Below are 14,796 nucleotides of genomic sequence, written 5' to 3'. Positions count from 1 at the left end.
TGGTCAGCCTGCGGATGCCGCGCGGCGCTCGCGCTGTTGAGACGCTGCCGGTTCGACCGAGTCGACGGCATCCTGCATCCGGGAGAGGAAGTCGATCACGGCTGCCGTCGCCTCGGGCGAGGTCTCGTCCGCGACCTGGTGCATGCGATCGTGCATGGCGGACAGGGTCGCACGAACCTCTTCATCGGCTCGCTCGGTCGGCTCGAGGTAGACGCTGCGGCGGTCGCTGGGGTGCGGCACTCGCCTGAGGTACCCCGCGGATTCGAGTCGATCGAGCAAGCTGGTGGTGCTCGCTGTCGAGATGCCGAGGTACTTCGCCACGTCCCCGGGCTTGACCTGCAGGTTGCGCGACCGAGCGCGGAGCAGTTGCCGGATCACGAGCAGCTCGTTCTCGCCCATCGACATCGACTCCCGCGTCCTTCGGCGCATGGCGGCCTCTGCCGCTTGATAGAGCCGAAGCGCTTCGAGCGTGCTGGTCGCACGTCGACGGTCGCCGTCGTAGAAGAAGCCGGTCGTCATCAGCACACCTCCGCAGTCCGTGGCCGTAGCTTTACCTTACCAGATATCTAACTTGACGAGATACTTGCCCAACTAGTAGCGTTCCCAACAAGTCATCCAGCATCTGTGAGGAGCAACCATGGGCCAGCTGTTCTACGGAAACACGTCCGAGTCGATCGAGATCCCGGACCGTCTGCTCGCGCACCTCAAGGTGCTCACGGCCACGAAGCTTCGCCGTTCGGAGAGCTTCACACTGACCTGGCGTCATGGCGCCGACATCGCGGCGGGCCGTCAGACCATCTGGCTGCAGCCGGCCATTCCGCTCCGCTTCGTCTTCGCAGGAGCGGAGACGGAGAAGCTCGACTCGGCACTGCTGACGGAGATGGCGCGGGCCGCGACCTCGTCCACCGGCCTCGTCGTCGATTTCGCCGATTTCGACGTCGCACCCGCCGTATCGGTCGCGCCGGCAGTCCTCCCCACCGGTGAAAGCGCCGTCGCTCCGAGCGAGCTGGCGACCGCAGCATGAGCATCCTCGAGCGGGCGACCGAGTCGCCCCGTATCCTGAGCGCCCGCACCATCACCTGGTCGACCGTCGCCCCCGGGTTCTACGTGGCCTCCACGGACGGAGAGTTCGTCGGGTCAATCGACACGTCTCCCGATGGGCATTTCATCGCCCTCGATGGCCAAGCGACTCCTATCGGCCGCTACGCGACGCTCAAGGACGCGCAGCGATCGCTGCTGACCACCGAGGCTCCCGGGAACCGCGCGCGGAAGTCGCGCGCTCGCCGTCACCTCCGGATGACCGCCACGGCCTCGGGGGCCGTGGCCGGGGTTCTGGCGCTGACGGCGGGAGCGCTCGCACCGTTCATCTGAGACCGGACGGCAACGGCCGGCGACGAAGAGAAGGAGAACGACATGAGCGACGACAACAGTCGGGAAACCGACGACAACGCATACGAAGGCCCCGACGTCGAGGTCTCGACATCGGACACGGACAGCGACGGGACGCGTGAGCCGGGCGGGTTGGGCAAGGACGGCACCATCCCGAGCCACCCGGACGGGGTCGCGGCCGGACACACCGGAACCGCATCGACCTTCGAGCCGGAAGAGGACGAGAAGTCCTCGTGATCAGTCCTGATCAGTTCTGAGGCGCCCGGAGACCTGCTCTCCGGGCGCTTTCGCGTCCCCGGGAGGCCGGCCTTCCGCGGCCGGCGGTGGGGAAACTACATTCCCTCGGCCGGCTCCGTAGCCGTGGACCAGAGGTCGAAGTCGTCGGTTTCGGGGGCGATCCGCCCCCAGCTCGCATCGACCGTCAGATCGGCGGTCAGCAGGCACGCGTACTCGAGCTGCGCGTCGACTGTCGGGTCGTGGATCGGCACGACGACGTACCAGAGGCCGTCGGGGCGGAGCGCCGACCGCGCTCGTTCGCTCTCGATCGTCGACCGATCGAGCTGATCGGATGCCGGCGCGTTGCCGTCTCGTACAGCGACGAGGCACGTCTCCAGCAGGTCCGCTGTCGATGATGACGGTGTCGGAGACCCCGACGCATCAGGGGTCGGCTCGGGTGCCTGGGACGGTTCCGGAGACGTCGACGGGGAGGGCGACGGCGACTCGTCCGCGGTCGGCGATGGCGACGGGCTCGTGCTCACCGCGCTCCCGACCCCGGGAGTCGCGCACCCCGCGGTGAGGAGCGCGACCACGGCGATACCCGCCAGGCCGAAGTGGCGCCGAAGGTCGATGCCGGTCATGGGTTCTCCTCGGTCTCAGTTCTCGACGTTCGCGGGAACTCGGAAGCTGTCTCCCTCGTACTTCCAGACGTCCGGCCACCGTGCGATCACGCCGTCACGTTCCTCGGCGCTCGCGGTATAGAAGTGGTGTCGCGCTGACGGACTCCAGAATCGTGCGACGGTCACCGTATCGGACACGGACGAGCCCGCCGGATAGACGAAGAACGCCGTGCCCTCGTACGACCAGACGTCCGGCCAACGGGCCATCACCGAATCGCGCTCCCCGGCATCCGTCGTGTAGAAGTGCCCGTTGTACTGGGCGCTCCAGAAGCGGAAGAGGGGCACGGTGCCGGCTACCTGACTCGTGAACGCGCGGTAGGCGGTTCCCTCGTACGACCAGATGTCCGGCCAGCGCGCTGCGATGCCGTCGCGCTCGGCTGCGCTCGCGGTGTAGAAGTGTCCCTGGTAGCGGGCGCTCCAGAAGCGGTAGACGGGGGTCGCCGCGGTCGGCGACGTCACCGGAAGCGGGGCTCCCTCGATGAGCCAGGCGGGGTTCCAGACCGTTCCGGTGCGGTGAGGGCCGGAGAAGATCGCCAGGTGGAGATGGGCGTTGGCCTCTGTCCGCGGTCGCACGTCTCCGGTGTTCCCGGTCCGCCCCAAAGGTGTCCAGCGGAAGACCCGCTGGCCCACGCTCACCAGCGGGCTGCCGCGCTCCATGTGCAGGTACTCCGAACGCACGCCCGCCGCGTGCTGGACGATCACGAACACGCCGCGGCTCACGTCGCCGTCGTCGCCGACAGCGGTCACCGTGCCGTCGGCGACCGCGAGGATCGTCGTTCCGATGCGGGGGCTCACGTAATAGTCCGCGCCGATGTGGCCGCTGTAGGTCTGCCCCGGGTACCCGTCCACACCCGATCCGCGCGTCGCGCGGCTGGCGAAGGGGTACCCCCAGACGATCGGCAGCGCGGCATGTTCCGCGGGCGTCTTCACGGTGTACGTCAGGGCTCGCGCGGGTGCCGCAGAGGCGAGCACCAGTGATCCCGCTGCGACGGATCCGAGCAGCACCGTGCGGCGGCTGATCGCCCGCGGGGTCTCGTTCTCGTCCGTCGACACGAGAAGAACCTAACAGGATGCTGAGATCCCGCCGAGGTCGGGGGTCGGAACACAGCCGGCACGCGCCGATTCTCGGGGCTTAGCGGTCGTCGATAGGGTCGTGTGGTGCTCCGTTTGATCTTCTTCGCAGCTGTCGGCGCGCTCGCGGGTGGCGCCGTGGTCGAGTACGTCGGGCCGCCGGATGCCGGCTGGGCCATCATGAGCATCGCGCTCCCGATCGCGATCATCAGCGGGGTGTTCATCCTCATCGGCCGATCGATGGCCGGGGGAGTGGCGGTGTCGAAGGATGATCTCCGTCGCGCCCTCGACGCTCGTCGGCTCGGTCTCGCCCGCGTCGATGCGATCCGTCAGACAGGAACCCAGATCAACGATCAGCCGCTGTGCGAGATCGATCTGACGGTGCGGCCGCTTCAGGGAGAGGCGTACGCGACGACCATGCGCTCGGTCGTGGCACTCACGGAGCTTCCCGCATTCCAGCCCGGGCTTCAGCGCCAGGTCGTCATCCTCCTCGACGGCGGACCCGAGGTCGCGTTCGTCGACGGTGAGCTCTCGGCCGCAGAGGTCGCGAGCCTCACGATCCCGGATCGTTCGTCGGTTCGGTTCGTCCCGGTGGCGAGCCATACGCGGATCTCGGGCGGGCGACGCAAGGGACCGCTGATCGGAGTCGGGCGACGCCGCCGGCCGCTGCGTCTGTTGGTGTTCGCGGCTGTCGCCGTGGTGGTGGGCGTCGCCGTCGTGATGCCCTATCGGGAAGCCGTCGCGCAGACCGCCGAGGCGGTGCTCGACGGCAGGGCGCACGTCGACATGCGTCAGCCCGGGCCGCTCGCCCAGGCAGAGTCCGCCCTCGAACAGGAGATCGGCCACGATCTCGTGAGCTCGATCTACGTCACCCCCGATTTCGTCATCGTCGAGGCTCCCGTGACGCCCGGCACCACGCATACCGACAGGTGGATGTACCGCGGCGGTCAGGTCGAGCACTCCGGTGCCGTTTCGATCCAGCCGAAATCGGCCACGGAGGCCTTCTCGTGGCGGGATGTCGATCTCGCGAGCATCCTCCCGGCCATGAAGCGGGCTGCGGCCGAGAGCGGGCTCCCGGTCGACGACGCAGGGGCGACGGTCATGCGCACCTGGGGCGGCGCCGAAGCGGTGTCGTCCGGAGAGAAGTCGGGTCCGGTCCAGATCAATTTCTCACTCGAAGACGACTACGAGCGCGCGTCGTTCCGGATGTCGGCCGACGGCAGCGGACTCACCGGAGACTGATCTTCTCACCCGCGTGGTTCAGGCACGGTCGTCGATGTCGAACCCGAGCCGTGTCAGTGCCGAACGAACGCCGGCCTCGGCGAGGCGGTCGTCGGGTGCAGCGTGCGGCGGCACGAACATGCGGGTGATGAGGGGGCCCATCAAGAGGTCGTAGACCTGATCGGCATCCGCATCGGGCGGCTCGATCTCGCCCCGCGCGCGGGCGGCGTCGATGACGTGTCTCACGCGTTCGCGGCGCGGTCGGATGAAGTCGGCATCGAGCAGCTCCGAGAGGTCGTGGTCCGTTCTGGAGGCGCCGACGAGGTCGGCCAGGCTGTTGCGGGCGACCGGGTCGGCGAGGACTGCGATCTCCTCGCGCTGCACGGCGCGCAGATCACCGGGGAGCGACCCGGTCGCGGGTGCGGGTCCGGGCGCGAAGCGGTGCGCCAGAACAGCGACCGCGAAGTGGCCCGCGCTCCGGAACCGTCGGTAGAAGGTGGGCCGTGTCGACCCGGCCCGGCTCACGAGACCGTCGATGGTGAGAGCCGAGAACCCGTCCTCGGCGATGACGCGCTCGCCCTCCCGGAGAAGGTCGTCGGTGATGTCCTGCGCGCGCGGGCGACCCACCTTTTTCCCCGACATGCCGACACTGTAGCTGCGCCCCTCCGGGAACACCCGGGTCGCTTCGTCGTGTGGATCGTCATGGCGTTTTCGGGCCGCGCGCCCCGGCGACCCGGCGGTCGGCCCCACGTGGCGCGGTGCCCGCTATCCTGTGAGTGCCCACCCGTGCCCTATCGAGAAAGAACACCCGTGAGCAATCGCCATTCCTCCACCGACCAGGAGGGTCGATCTTCGTACCCCCTCGCTGAGAGAGGGGGTGAATCCGAATGATCGAAGCAGTTCTGACACTGCTGCTCGGCATCCTGCTGACACTGGCGATCATCGCTGCCTGCGGCTTCTTCGTCGCGCAGGAGTTCGCGTACATGTCCGTCGACCGGTCGCGCATGGCCGCCCGGGCCGAGAAGGGCGATGCGCAGGCGGCACGAGTGCTGGCCATTACCAAGCGCACGTCCTTCATGCTGTCGGGCGCGCAGCTCGGCATCACGGTGACCGGCCTGATGATCGGCTACGTGGCCGAACCCCTCATCGGCGAGTCGATCGGCACGCTCCTGGGCGGCGTCGGCATCGACCCGGCCGTCTCGGTGCTGATCGGCACCGTGGGTGCCCTGGTGCTGGCCACGGTCGTGACGATGATCTTCGGCGAGCTGTATCCGAAGAACCTCGCCATCGCGAGCCCGGAGCCGCTCGCGCGTGCGCTGGCGGTGCCCACCCGCATCTACCTGCTGCTCTTCGGCTGGCTCATCACCGTGTTCGACGTGGCTGCCAACGCGCTGCTGCGGCTGCTGCGGATCGAGCCGCTGGAGGATGTCGACGAGAGTGCGACCGCGCGCGACCTCGAGGCGATCATCGAGGAGTCCCGCGCGAGCGGCGATCTGCCCGACGACCTGTCGATGATCATCGACCGCATCCTCGACTTCCCCCAGCGCGACGTCGAGCACGCGATGGTCCCTCGCTCGCGCGTCGACTCGATCTCGCCCGATACGACGGTAGGGGAGGTGCGCGCGCTCATGGCGACCGGGCACACCCGCTATCCGGTCATCGGTGACGAGGACGAGCCCGTCGGTGTCGTCGAGCTGATCGACCTGCTGCGGGGGCACTACGACGACGGCGCCCCCGTCTCGACGATGATGCGCGAGGCCGTCGTGCTGCCGACGACGATGCAGCTGCCCGTCGCCCTCGACCGCATGCGGCAGACGCGGAACGAGCTCGCCTGCGTCGTCGACGAATACGGCAACTTCGACGGCATCCTGACGATCGAGGACCTGACCGAGGAGGTCATCGGCGAGATCTCCGACGAGCACGACCTCGAGATCCACGAGATCGTGAACGTCGGTGAGGACCACTGGCGTCTGCCCGGCGACATCCACCTCGACGAGGTCGAGCGACTCATCGGCTTCGACCTGCCGCGGGACGACGCCGAGACCATCGCGGGGCTCATCATCAGCGAGCACGGTGACCTCCTGCCCGAGGGGGCGGTCGTGCGCGTCGACCTGCCCGAGCGGGCGTCCGAGACCGTGCAGGGTCTGCGGATGCAGCGCTGGCTCGATGTCGAGGTCGCCGAGGTCGCCCGACTCGTCCCCTCCGAGCTCGTCGTGCGTCTGCACGAGGTGGATCTGGATGCCGCCGAGGCTGATTCTGCGACGGGCGGCAATGCCGCCGTCGCGGACGGCACGACCGATGAGGAGGTCACCCGATGAGCTGGTGGGTCGTCACGATCATCACGATCGCGCTCATCCTCGCGAGCGCGTTCTTCGTCATCGTCGAGTTCGCACTGCTCGCGGCCCGGCGTCACCGCCTGGAAGAGGAGGCCGACCGCAGCGCGTCGGCGCGTGCGGCGCTGCGGGGCGTCAACGAGCTGACCGTCATGCTCGCGTTCGCGCAGCTCGGCATCACCGCATGCACGTTCCTGCTCGGTGCCATCACCAAGCCCGCGATCGACTACGCGCTCGCGCCGGTGTTCGAGCAGTGGGGTCTTCCCTACGTTCTCGCCGACATCATCGCGTTCATGCTGGCGCTCATCGTGGTGACGTTCCTGCACCTCGTGATCGGCGAGATGGCCCCGAAGTCGTGGGCGATCGCGCATCCCGAGGTCGCGGCCAAGGCCACAGGCATCACCGCGCGGGCGCTCACCTGGCCGCTTCGTCCGTTCCTGCTGTGGATCAACCACATCGCGAACCGGCTCGTGAAGGCCTCGGGCGTCGAGCCCGTCGAGAAGGCGGCCGCCGGCGGCCAGGACGCGGACACGATCCGCGAGCTCGTCGCGCACTCGCGCGCCGCGGGAACGCTCGAGGTGCAGTACTCCGAGCCGATCGCGCGAGCCATCGCGCTCGGGTCGCTGACCGTCGGAGACATCGTCCGCACCGACCGGGTACCCACCGCGGTACCCGCGACGGCGACCGCCGCCGACGTGCAGGCGGTCGCGGCATCCTCAGCGCATCTGCGCATCCTCGTGGGGGAGGGCGCGTCGAGCCGCGTCGCGCACGTTCGTGACACGCTCGCCGTCGCGTCGGAGACTCCGGCGCTCGAGATCGCCCGCGAGGCGCTCGTGCTCGCGCCCGACGCGTCTGCGTACGACGCGCTCGCCCGTATGCGCCGGGGCCATGTCCAGCTCGCGACGGTCGTCGATGGGGAGCACTTGCTCGGGGTCGTCACGCTGGACGACCTGCTGCGCGAGGTGCTGCCCGGCGCTGCTGAGGCCGAGCTGGTGGCGCCGGCGAGCTGACCCGGAGCTCGAGCTCGTTCAGTTGGCAGTTCCCGCCGCCTCCCACCTGCTGTGGGGGCGGGAACTGCCAGGCGAACGCCCACCGTCGCAGACTACCGCTAAGCTACTGTTGGTAACTTAGCGGGAGGCGTGATGAGCGAGGGCGCACGGCGACAGCGGATGCCGCGCCGCGAACGGCGCGCGCAGCTGCTGGCGATCGCTCGCGAGCTGATCCGCGAGCGGGGGACCGACGAGTTCACGCTGGGCCGGCTCGCCGAGCGCGCGGGGGTGACGAAGCCCGTCGTGTACGACCACTTCGGCGATCGCGCGGGCGCTCTGGCCGAGCTCTACCGAGAGTTCGAGGAGCAGCAGCGCGCGGCTCTCATCGCGGCGCTCGCCGACGCGTCGCTCACGATCGATGCCGTGTGCCGCGCCGTTGCGGGGGCATACGTGGACTGCTCGCTCGCCGAAGGACGCGAGCTGGCCGACGTCGTCTCGGCGCTCGACGGATCCGCGACCCTCGTCGAGGTGCGCCGCGAGGCGGAGGGTGCCTACCTCGCACTGTGCGACGACGCGCTCGCCTCGTGCGGCGTTCGTCTCGACGACGCCGGCGCGCAGACCCTCGTCGGCGCCGGTGACGCGCTCTCGCGGGCAGTGCTCGACGACCGAGTGAGCCCCGCCGCAGCGCGCTCCACCCTCACGCGCGTCCTGCACGCCCTCGTGACACCAGCCACCGAACCGGAGGAATCATGACCATCTCGCACGAGCCCACGCCGGGCGCCGCTCACTGGGTGCTCGCCCATCCGCGATCGACCTCGTTCAACGCCCGGCTCTTCCGTGACGGTGTGGCGGAGATGTCGCGAACGCGCAGCGTCGCGACATCCGACCTGTACGCCCAAGGGTTCGAGCCGGTGTTCTCCGATGCTGAGCTCGACGTCACGCTGGGGCGGGCGTCGGGTCCTGCCGGGGGCGAGTACGGCCGCGTCCCCTTCCCGGACGATGTGCTCGAGGAGCAGCGCAAGTTCGCCGCCGCGGAACTGCTCGTGCTGCAGTTCCCGCTGTGGTGGTACGGGCCGCCCGCGATCCTCAAGGGCTGGATCGACCGCGTGCTCGCCAACGGCTTCGCTTACGGCGACATGGACCCGGAGCTCGGCGTCCCGCGGCGCTACGGCGACGGTGGGCTGGCCGGCCGGCGTGCGCTCGTCGTCGTGACAGTGGGTGAGGACGAGCGCTCGATCGGGGAGCGCGGAATCAGCGGCGACCTCGACTCGCTCCTGTTCCCGCTGACCCACGGCGCGCTCTGGTACGTCGGGATCGAGACTCTCGACCTCCATGTCGTCTACGACGCCGACGGGCTGGATGCCGCGGGCGTCGACCGCGAGGCCGAGCGCCTGCGCGCCCGCATCGCCGGGCTCGACAGCGAGACGCCGCGTCGCTACCGGGCGCTTCGCGACGGTGACTACCGTGGCACCCGGTCGCTGCGCAGCGACATCCATCCCGGCCGGACGGACCTCGGAATCCACCTCGCCGACTGATCGTCGCCGGGTACGCAGAAGGGCAGTCGAATCTTCGACTGCCCTTCTGCGTACTGGTGCCCCCGACAGGAATCGAACCTGCGACCTTTGGTACCGGAAACCAACGCTCTATCCCCTGAGCTACGGAGGCGTGCCGATCGAGACTATCACCGTGGCGGCCACCACTCCGACCGGCGACGGGCTCGCGGCGTTAACTTTATGAATGTTAAAGTCATTGCATGACGCAAAACCACTTCGCATACGATGACGCAGCCCGCATGGTCGCCGTCGGGACGAAGGCCGAGAAGGATGCGCGCCGCGCGACGCGCTGGTTCCGGATCTTCGTCGTGGCGCAGGCCGCGTACGCGCTCGCGTTCACCCTGTCGATCGACGTCGCCGGCGTCGGTTACGGGAAGGCGTTCGCACCCTTCCTCCTCGCCACGCTCTGCATCTGGACCATCGCGTTCCGCTATCAGCGGTCGGTGCCCCGTCACGGACTGCGGAACATGGGCATCGCGGTCGCGACGTGGTTCGCGCTCTACACGCTGATGCTCGACCCGGCGTTCCAACTGCTGCAGCTGTCCTCGCCGTGGTGGTGGGTTCTCGCGGGAGTCGTGTCGATCTCTCCGATCCTCGCCTGCCTCTTCCGGAGCTCACGCCGATGAGTCATCCGCGCAAGGACATCGACGCCCTCATCCATTCGCCCGTGCGGTTCTCGCTGCTCGCGGCCCTTCGCAACCTCGAGGACGTCGACTTCCGCTTCCTCGCCGACCTGCTTGAGGTGAGCGACTCGACCCTGTCGCAGACGCTCACCGTGCTAGCCGACGCGGGGCTCGTCGAGGTGCGGAAAGAAGCCGTCGGCAGGCGGACGCGGACGTGGGTCGGCATCACGGATGCCGGTCGCGAGGCGTTCGCCCGCCACCTGGCGACGCTGCAGGCGATCGTCGAATCCGGTTCGGCGACGCCGGTAGCACCGGCATCCGATCACCAGCAAACCAAGGACGCACCCGTATGACACCTCGCACTCGTCTCGCCGCCGAGAACGAACTGGATGCCGCGGCCGATGCGCTCGCGGCAGCGTTCGAGAACTACGCGTGGACACGCCATGTCATCCCCGAGGACGACTACGCGTGGCGGCTCCGTGAGCTGCAGCTCGTCTACCTGTGGCACGCGCACGCCCACGGCTTCGTCGGGATCACGGGCCGCGCTGACGGAGTGATCGCCGTGCTCCCGCTGGATGCGCCCGAGCCGGCGCCGGGCGTCGTCGACCGCGTCGTGCAGTTGCACGGCGACCGGCTCGGGCGGCTCGGTGACGCCACTTCCGAGCCGGGCGGGCCGGACGCGTGGCGGATCGAGACGGTCGGCGTCGTGCCCGCCCGTCAGGGGCGCGGTCTCGCATCCGACCTCATCCGGTTCGCGCTCGCCGAGGGCGCGCGGCGGGGCGCCGACCGCTTCGCGCTCGACACGTCGGACGAGCGCAATGTGCGGCTCTACGAACGACACGGCTTCTCGGTCGTCTCGCGTGTCGAACCGCCGGAGGCGCCACCCGTGTGGAGCATGAGCGTCGTCGTCGGCCACGCCGCTGCGATGAACGAAAGGACCCGAGCATGACCGCATCCGACACTCTCGCGCGCTACATCGCCGCGACCAACACGCACGACTTCGACGAGGTGGAGCAGGTGCTCGACGCGGGCGCCGTCTACTACTTCGGCGACGCCACCTGCGTCGGCCTCGCGACCGTGCGCGGCTATTTCGAGCGGACGTGGGCGCTCATTCCCGATGAGGTCTACGGTGCGGAGGACGTCGAGTGGGTCGTGGATGCCGCCGACACGGCGGTCGCCGTCTACACGTATCAGTGGAGCGGACACATCAACGGACAGGCGCGAAGCGGCTCCGGTCGAGCGACCAACGTCTTCCACCGCACCGACTCGGGTTGGCGTCTCATGCACGAGCATCTGAGCGCCGGGCCTGCTTAGGCCGGCAAGGGAGCCTGCAACGAAGGGCGGCCACGCATGCAGCGACGGCGATGACATATGTCACTCGCGTCGATGACAGTCGGCTCTCCCGCGCGAATCGTCGGCCTGGTCGACTGAAGGGACACGCCGGGCGTACCCGTTCGGCGGACCCGTCGTCGAGGAAGTCCCGTGAAGAGATCCACCAAGCTCGCCATCGTCCTGCCACCCGTACTGGTCGTCGCCACCCTCGCCGGGCTGCTCGCGACGACCGCCACGATCAACGCGGTCGCCACGCGCGACGAGGATGCCCGGATCGAGCCGTACGGGCAGCGCGTAGCGGTCGGCGGACGCGAGCTGAACGTCGTCGTGAGCGGCGACCACGATCAGACGGTCGTGCTGCTCCCCGGCCTCGGAACGGCCGCACCCGGTCTCGACTTCGCCCCGCTCATCGACGAGCTCGACGACACCTATCGGGTCGTCGCGGTCGAGCCGTTCGGGACGGGACTGAGCGACCAGACCGACGTGCCCCGCACCGCCGAGAACATCGCCGCCGAGGTGCACGAGGCGCTGCAACAGCTGGGCGTGGAGCGGTATGTGCTGGCGGGACACTCGATCTCGGGCGTGTACGCCCTGTCGTACGTCGAGGCCTACCGCGACGAGGTGGTCGCTTTCGTCGGGATCGACAGCAGCGTTCCGGGCCAGCCCAGCGGAGAGGACCCCATCGCCACCGACGCCGTCGTGCTGCTGCGAGACCTCGGCATCACCCGCCTTCTCCGCGACCTCGCTCCCGATCCCTACGACGTCGAGGCGTACGACGGGGCGACGCGGGAGCAGATCCGGATGCTCGAAGCCCGCAACACTGCGGCGCCCACGATGATCGACGAGATGCGACGCGCAGCCGACAACTTCGCCGAGGCGACCGGACGCACGTTCCCGGTGGATCTCCCGGTGCTGTTGTTCGTCCGAGTCGACGATCTCGACGTCGACGGCTGGCTCGAGCTGCACGAGGCGCAGGCGGCCTCGGTCACACGGGGCGTCGTCGTGCGTATGACGGGAGACCACTACCTGCACCGCACGCTGTCGGCCGACCTCGCCGAGGGCATCCGGGCATTCCTCTCGGAGGCGTCGGTGCCCGGCTCCGCAGACTGACGGCCGGCCTCAGGGGACGAGCGGCTCGGGAGCGGGCTCGGCGGCGACGACCGGTGCTTCCGTGATCGCCGCGACATCGGCCGCGAGGCGGTCGGCGAGGTAGGCATGCCCCGCGGTCGAGGGGTGGTCGCGGCCCGTGGCGCTCGTGTCGATGACGTCGCTGTAGTTGGCCTCGGTGATCCAGTCCTCGGCGATGGGGGAGAGGTACCACCAGCCTCGGGCGCCGGCGAGCTCGGCGAGATCCCGGTCGATGCGGGCCGTCTCGCTCTCCACCGGCAGCACCTGAGGGGCCGGCCCGAGCACGACGATGCGCGCTTCGGGATAGATCGCCGCGAGGTCGTCCCATGCCGCGTTCACGGCGTCGCGGTACCCCGCGGCACCTTGCTTGCGGTCGTTGATCGACCCTTGGACGATCACGAGGTCGGGATCGAGTGCGGGGTCGAGCGCGGCGATGCGGTCACCGAACGAGGGTCCGTCGATGCCCGGCTTGAGGTAGCCGCTGCCGCGGACGCCGTCGACGACGGTCGTCCACCCGGTTCGCTGAGCCACGACGTACGCGTATCCGAGAGTCGGATCGGATGCCGCCGAGCCGTACGTCCACGAGTCGCCGAAGATCAGAACGCGAGCCCCCGTCGGAAGCGGGAGCGGCGCTGCCTCGATCCTCGCGACCGCGCCGGGTGCGGCCGCCACCGGCGCAGCCGTGGGCGCCGCCCAGGGGCGCAGGAACGCCGTCAGCGCCACCGCGACGACGGCGGCCGAGATCGCGGAGACGGCCCACACGCTTCTGCGGCGGGGTCGGGCGTTTCGGGTTCGCACACGCTGAGGGTACGTCATCCGATCGGGTGCCGGACGCCCGCGCGGCAAGACGGCCCCGCCCCGCGCATCCCCTCAGTCGCGGACGGCGGCGACCGCCTCGATCTCGACGAGCTGGTCGTCGTAGCCGAGCACCGTCACGCCGAGCAGCGTGCTCGGCACGTCGTGGTCTCCGAAGGCGTCGCGCACAACCTCCCAGGCCGTGACGAGGTCGGCCTGCGAGCTCGAGGCGACGAGAACGCGGGTGCTGATGACGTTCTCGATTCCCGCGCCCGCCGCGGTCAGCGCGACCTTCATGTTCTCGATGCAGGACGCCGCCTGGGCGGCGTAGTCTCCGACGCCGACCGTCGATCCGTCGGCGGCGAGCGGGCAGGAACCGGCCAGGAAGACAAGGCGCGCGTCCGCGGGCGCGGTGGCGGCGTACGCGTACTCGGCGGCATCCGAGAGGGACGATGCGCGGATGAGGGTGACGGTCTTCGACATAAGGGCTCCTCGTTTCGTGGCCGGCCACCAGCCTGCCACCGCGACCGATCCGATCACCGTCGTGAGCGGCCCGACGGCGCTTCGCTGCGTGCGAGGATTACCCGGTGCAGCGCATCCTGACGGCCGAGCTCGACCTCCAGCTGACCGGTCCCGTCGACGTCATCCTGCAGATCGCCGCATCGCGCGCGGCATCCTTCCGCGACGAAGAACTGAGCGTCACGCTCGCCGGCCGCTCGCTCTCCGTCTCCGAGATCGTCGACCCGCCGGCCTCGCCCGCCGGCAGCCGCATCCATCGCATCGCGGGAGAAGCGGGCACGGTCACGGTTCGGTACCGCGCTGTCGTCGACGGCTCCGCCGCCCCGGCGCCGACGAGCAAGCTCGAGACCATCGCGTACCTGCGGCCGAGTCGCTACGCGCAGTCCGACGAGGTGTTCGCGCACGCGCGTCGGCAGTTCCGGGGCCTGCAGGGCCGCGAACTCGTCTCGGCCATCAGCGACTTCGTGGCCTCGAACACGACCTACGCGCCGGGGCTCAGCCTGGGCACCGACTCCGCCGTCACGACCCTCGCGACCGGCCAGGGGGTGTGCCGCGACTACGCGCACCTCGTCATCGCACTGCTGCGCGCGATGGACGTCCCCGCGCGCTACGCCGCGTGCTACGCGCCGGGGCTTCGTCCGATGGACTTCCACGCCGTCGCAGAGGCGTACGTCGACGGCGCCTGGCATGTCATCGACGCGACCCGGCTGTCGAACCGGCGCGGGCTCGTCCGTATCGCGACCGGGCGGGATGCCGCCGACTGCGCGTTCCTCAGCTACTACGGAGGCAACGTCGCGCTCACCCATCTGCGGGTCGACGCCGAGGTCGCCGGGGGAGACCCCGCCGTCGACGATCCGGCGAGAGATGATCACGACGACTTCGTCGTCCTCGCCTGATACCGCCCTGAGGCGTTCAGCGTCGGGCGTGCGGTCACCCGCCTAGAATCG

20 protein-coding genes and 1 tRNA gene are annotated in these 14,796 nt (G+C 69.4%); 14 read left to right on the top strand and 7 right to left on the bottom strand.

From position 1 onward, the window contains the following. Positions 1-3 precede the first annotated feature (3 nt). A complete protein-coding gene (locus AA0Y20_RS14725; protein ID WP_412935729.1) occupies positions 4-519 on the bottom strand; it encodes a MarR family winged helix-turn-helix transcriptional regulator in 516 nt (171 codons plus the stop codon). Positions 520-637: 118 nt separating this feature from the next. Here AA0Y20_RS14725 and AA0Y20_RS14720 point away from each other — a divergent pair, with 118 nt between their 5' ends. The 3 genes from AA0Y20_RS14720 to AA0Y20_RS14710 are packed head-to-tail and all read left to right on the top strand — an operon-like array spanning position 638 to position 1,626. Next, positions 638-1,024 (top strand): hypothetical protein, encoded by a 387-nt coding sequence (locus AA0Y20_RS14720; RefSeq protein WP_412935726.1) that lies wholly within the window; start codon positions 638-640, stop codon positions 1,022-1,024. Continuing rightward, positions 1,021-1,371: a peptide ABC transporter permease gene (locus tag AA0Y20_RS14715; protein ID WP_412935724.1), complete on the top strand. Its 351-nt coding sequence runs from the start codon at positions 1,021-1,023 to the stop codon at positions 1,369-1,371. Before AA0Y20_RS14720 ends, AA0Y20_RS14715 begins: the two co-directional genes overlap by 4 nt. Positions 1,372-1,413: 42 nt before the next feature. Continuing rightward, entirely contained in the window at positions 1,414-1,626 is a 213-nt protein-coding gene (locus tag AA0Y20_RS14710) for a hypothetical protein (RefSeq protein ID WP_412935723.1), read from the top strand. A gap of 95 nt (positions 1,627-1,721) precedes the next feature. Here the strand turns inward: AA0Y20_RS14710 and AA0Y20_RS14705 are convergent, their stop codons facing one another. Together AA0Y20_RS14705 and AA0Y20_RS14700 are read right to left on the bottom strand one after the other, a co-directional pair. Next, a complete protein-coding gene (locus AA0Y20_RS14705) occupies positions 1,722-2,246 on the bottom strand; it encodes a hypothetical protein (protein WP_412935721.1) in 525 nt (174 codons plus the stop codon). Positions 2,247-2,261: 15 nt separating this feature from the next. Next, entirely contained in the window at positions 2,262-3,338 is a 1,077-nt protein-coding gene (locus tag AA0Y20_RS14700) for a peptidoglycan DD-metalloendopeptidase family protein (protein WP_412935720.1), read from the bottom strand. A 105-nt stretch (positions 3,339-3,443) separates the two neighbouring features. On the opposite strand from AA0Y20_RS14700, the gene AA0Y20_RS14695 reads away from it, so the two are divergent. After that, positions 3,444-4,598 (top strand): hypothetical protein, encoded by a 1,155-nt coding sequence (locus AA0Y20_RS14695; protein ID WP_412935717.1) that lies wholly within the window; start codon positions 3,444-3,446, stop codon positions 4,596-4,598. An 18-nt stretch (positions 4,599-4,616) separates the two neighbouring features. Here AA0Y20_RS14695 and AA0Y20_RS14690 read toward each other — a convergent pair whose 3' ends face one another. After that, positions 4,617-5,219 carry a TetR/AcrR family transcriptional regulator gene (locus tag AA0Y20_RS14690; RefSeq protein ID WP_412935714.1) on the bottom strand — a complete coding sequence of 201 codons (603 nt, stop codon included), beginning with the start codon at positions 5,217-5,219 and terminating at the stop codon, positions 4,617-4,619. 245 nt (positions 5,220-5,464) lie between these two features. Here AA0Y20_RS14690 and AA0Y20_RS14685 point away from each other — a divergent pair, with 245 nt between their 5' ends. The 4 genes from AA0Y20_RS14685 to AA0Y20_RS14670 all read left to right on the top strand — a co-directional run bounded on the left by AA0Y20_RS14685 (position 5,465) and on the right by AA0Y20_RS14670 (position 9,434). Next, positions 5,465-6,895 (top strand): hemolysin family protein, encoded by a 1,431-nt coding sequence (locus AA0Y20_RS14685; RefSeq protein ID WP_412935712.1) that lies wholly within the window; start codon positions 5,465-5,467, stop codon positions 6,893-6,895. Further along, a complete protein-coding gene (locus tag AA0Y20_RS14680; protein ID WP_412935710.1) occupies positions 6,892-7,920 on the top strand; it encodes a CNNM domain-containing protein in 1,029 nt (342 codons plus the stop codon). The genes AA0Y20_RS14685 and AA0Y20_RS14680 overlap by 4 nt, the downstream gene beginning before the upstream one ends. Before the next feature lie 132 nt (positions 7,921-8,052). Continuing rightward, a complete protein-coding gene (locus AA0Y20_RS14675; protein WP_412935707.1) occupies positions 8,053-8,652 on the top strand; it encodes a TetR/AcrR family transcriptional regulator in 600 nt (199 codons plus the stop codon). Beyond that, on the top strand, positions 8,649-9,434 hold the full coding sequence (locus AA0Y20_RS14670; RefSeq protein ID WP_412935706.1) for an NAD(P)H-dependent oxidoreductase: 786 nt from the start codon (positions 8,649-8,651) through the stop codon (positions 9,432-9,434). The genes AA0Y20_RS14675 and AA0Y20_RS14670 overlap by 4 nt, the downstream gene beginning before the upstream one ends. A 54-nt stretch (positions 9,435-9,488) precedes the next feature. Here AA0Y20_RS14670 and AA0Y20_RS14665 read toward each other — a convergent pair. Beyond that, a tRNA-Arg gene (locus AA0Y20_RS14665) sits at positions 9,489-9,564 on the bottom strand. Between the two features lie 88 nt (positions 9,565-9,652). Here AA0Y20_RS14665 and AA0Y20_RS14660 point away from each other — a divergent pair. From AA0Y20_RS14660 to AA0Y20_RS14640, 5 genes are all read left to right on the top strand, one after another. Continuing rightward, complete coding sequence (locus AA0Y20_RS14660; RefSeq protein ID WP_412935703.1) at positions 9,653-10,078, top strand: hypothetical protein; 426 nt, start codon at positions 9,653-9,655, stop codon at positions 10,076-10,078. Then, complete coding sequence (locus tag AA0Y20_RS14655) at positions 10,075-10,428, top strand: transcriptional regulator (RefSeq protein WP_412935700.1); 354 nt, start codon at positions 10,075-10,077, stop codon at positions 10,426-10,428. Before AA0Y20_RS14660 ends, AA0Y20_RS14655 begins: the two co-directional genes overlap by 4 nt. Then, a complete protein-coding gene (locus tag AA0Y20_RS14650; RefSeq protein WP_412935697.1) occupies positions 10,425-11,024 on the top strand; it encodes a GNAT family N-acetyltransferase in 600 nt (199 codons plus the stop codon). Before AA0Y20_RS14655 ends, AA0Y20_RS14650 begins: the two co-directional genes overlap by 4 nt. Continuing rightward, complete coding sequence (locus tag AA0Y20_RS14645) at positions 11,021-11,389, top strand: YybH family protein (protein ID WP_412935694.1); 369 nt, start codon at positions 11,021-11,023, stop codon at positions 11,387-11,389. The genes AA0Y20_RS14650 and AA0Y20_RS14645 overlap by 4 nt, the downstream gene beginning before the upstream one ends. A 168-nt stretch (positions 11,390-11,557) precedes the next feature. Further along, a complete protein-coding gene (locus AA0Y20_RS14640) occupies positions 11,558-12,517 on the top strand; it encodes an alpha/beta fold hydrolase (protein WP_412935692.1) in 960 nt (319 codons plus the stop codon). Positions 12,518-12,526: 9 nt separating this feature from the next. Here the strand turns inward: AA0Y20_RS14640 and AA0Y20_RS14635 are convergent, their stop codons facing one another. Both AA0Y20_RS14635 and AA0Y20_RS14630 read right to left on the bottom strand, forming a co-directional pair. Then, positions 12,527-13,333 (bottom strand): SGNH/GDSL hydrolase family protein, encoded by an 807-nt coding sequence (locus AA0Y20_RS14635; RefSeq protein WP_412935689.1) that lies wholly within the window; start codon positions 13,331-13,333, stop codon positions 12,527-12,529. A gap of 72 nt (positions 13,334-13,405) precedes the next feature. Then, positions 13,406-13,813, bottom strand: coding sequence for a RidA family protein (locus AA0Y20_RS14630; RefSeq protein WP_412935686.1), 408 nt, complete (start codon positions 13,811-13,813; stop codon positions 13,406-13,408). A 104-nt stretch (positions 13,814-13,917) separates the two neighbouring features. Here AA0Y20_RS14630 and AA0Y20_RS14625 point away from each other — a divergent pair, with 104 nt between their 5' ends. Continuing rightward, positions 13,918-14,745: a transglutaminase-like domain-containing protein gene (locus AA0Y20_RS14625; RefSeq protein WP_412935684.1), complete on the top strand. Its 828-nt coding sequence runs from the start codon at positions 13,918-13,920 to the stop codon at positions 14,743-14,745. Positions 14,746-14,796 lie beyond the last annotated feature (51 nt).

Source organism: Microbacterium pratiae (assembly GCF_047302165.1).
Taxonomy (GTDB): domain Bacteria; phylum Actinomycetota; class Actinomycetes; order Actinomycetales; family Microbacteriaceae; genus Microbacterium.
This window is presented reverse-complemented; position numbering and strand designations above follow the sequence as displayed.

What these genes read in the sequence shown, in the direction of transcription:
- AA0Y20_RS14675 (WP_412935707.1), top strand. Translation starts at nt 8,053, where the DNA reads ATGAGCGAGGGCGCACGGCGACAGCGGATGCCGCGCCGCGAACGGCGC.
- AA0Y20_RS14645 (WP_412935694.1), top strand. Translation starts at nt 11,021, where the DNA reads ATGACCGCATCCGACACTCTCGCGCGCTACATCGCCGCGACCAACACG.
- AA0Y20_RS14690 (WP_412935714.1), bottom strand. Translation starts at nt 5,219, where the DNA reads ATGTCGGGGAAAAAGGTGGGTCGCCCGCGCGCGCAGGACATCACCGAC.
- AA0Y20_RS14680 (WP_412935710.1), top strand. Translation starts at nt 6,892, where the DNA reads ATGAGCTGGTGGGTCGTCACGATCATCACGATCGCGCTCATCCTCGCG.
- AA0Y20_RS14660 (WP_412935703.1), top strand. Translation starts at nt 9,653, where the DNA reads ATGACGCAAAACCACTTCGCATACGATGACGCAGCCCGCATGGTCGCC.
- AA0Y20_RS14630 (WP_412935686.1), bottom strand. Translation starts at nt 13,813, where the DNA reads ATGTCGAAGACCGTCACCCTCATCCGCGCATCGTCCCTCTCGGATGCC.
- AA0Y20_RS14655 (WP_412935700.1), top strand. Translation starts at nt 10,075, where the DNA reads ATGAGTCATCCGCGCAAGGACATCGACGCCCTCATCCATTCGCCCGTG.
- AA0Y20_RS14705 (WP_412935721.1), bottom strand. Translation starts at nt 2,246, where the DNA reads ATGACCGGCATCGACCTTCGGCGCCACTTCGGCCTGGCGGGTATCGCC.
- AA0Y20_RS14670 (WP_412935706.1), top strand. Translation starts at nt 8,649, where the DNA reads ATGACCATCTCGCACGAGCCCACGCCGGGCGCCGCTCACTGGGTGCTC.
- AA0Y20_RS14710 (WP_412935723.1), top strand. Translation starts at nt 1,414, where the DNA reads ATGAGCGACGACAACAGTCGGGAAACCGACGACAACGCATACGAAGGC.
- AA0Y20_RS14685 (WP_412935712.1), top strand. Translation starts at nt 5,465, where the DNA reads ATGATCGAAGCAGTTCTGACACTGCTGCTCGGCATCCTGCTGACACTG.
- AA0Y20_RS14715 (WP_412935724.1), top strand. Translation starts at nt 1,021, where the DNA reads ATGAGCATCCTCGAGCGGGCGACCGAGTCGCCCCGTATCCTGAGCGCC.
- AA0Y20_RS14720 (WP_412935726.1), top strand. Translation starts at nt 638, where the DNA reads ATGGGCCAGCTGTTCTACGGAAACACGTCCGAGTCGATCGAGATCCCG.
- AA0Y20_RS14725 (WP_412935729.1), bottom strand. Translation starts at nt 519, where the DNA reads ATGACGACCGGCTTCTTCTACGACGGCGACCGTCGACGTGCGACCAGC.
- AA0Y20_RS14650 (WP_412935697.1), top strand. Translation starts at nt 10,425, where the DNA reads ATGACACCTCGCACTCGTCTCGCCGCCGAGAACGAACTGGATGCCGCG.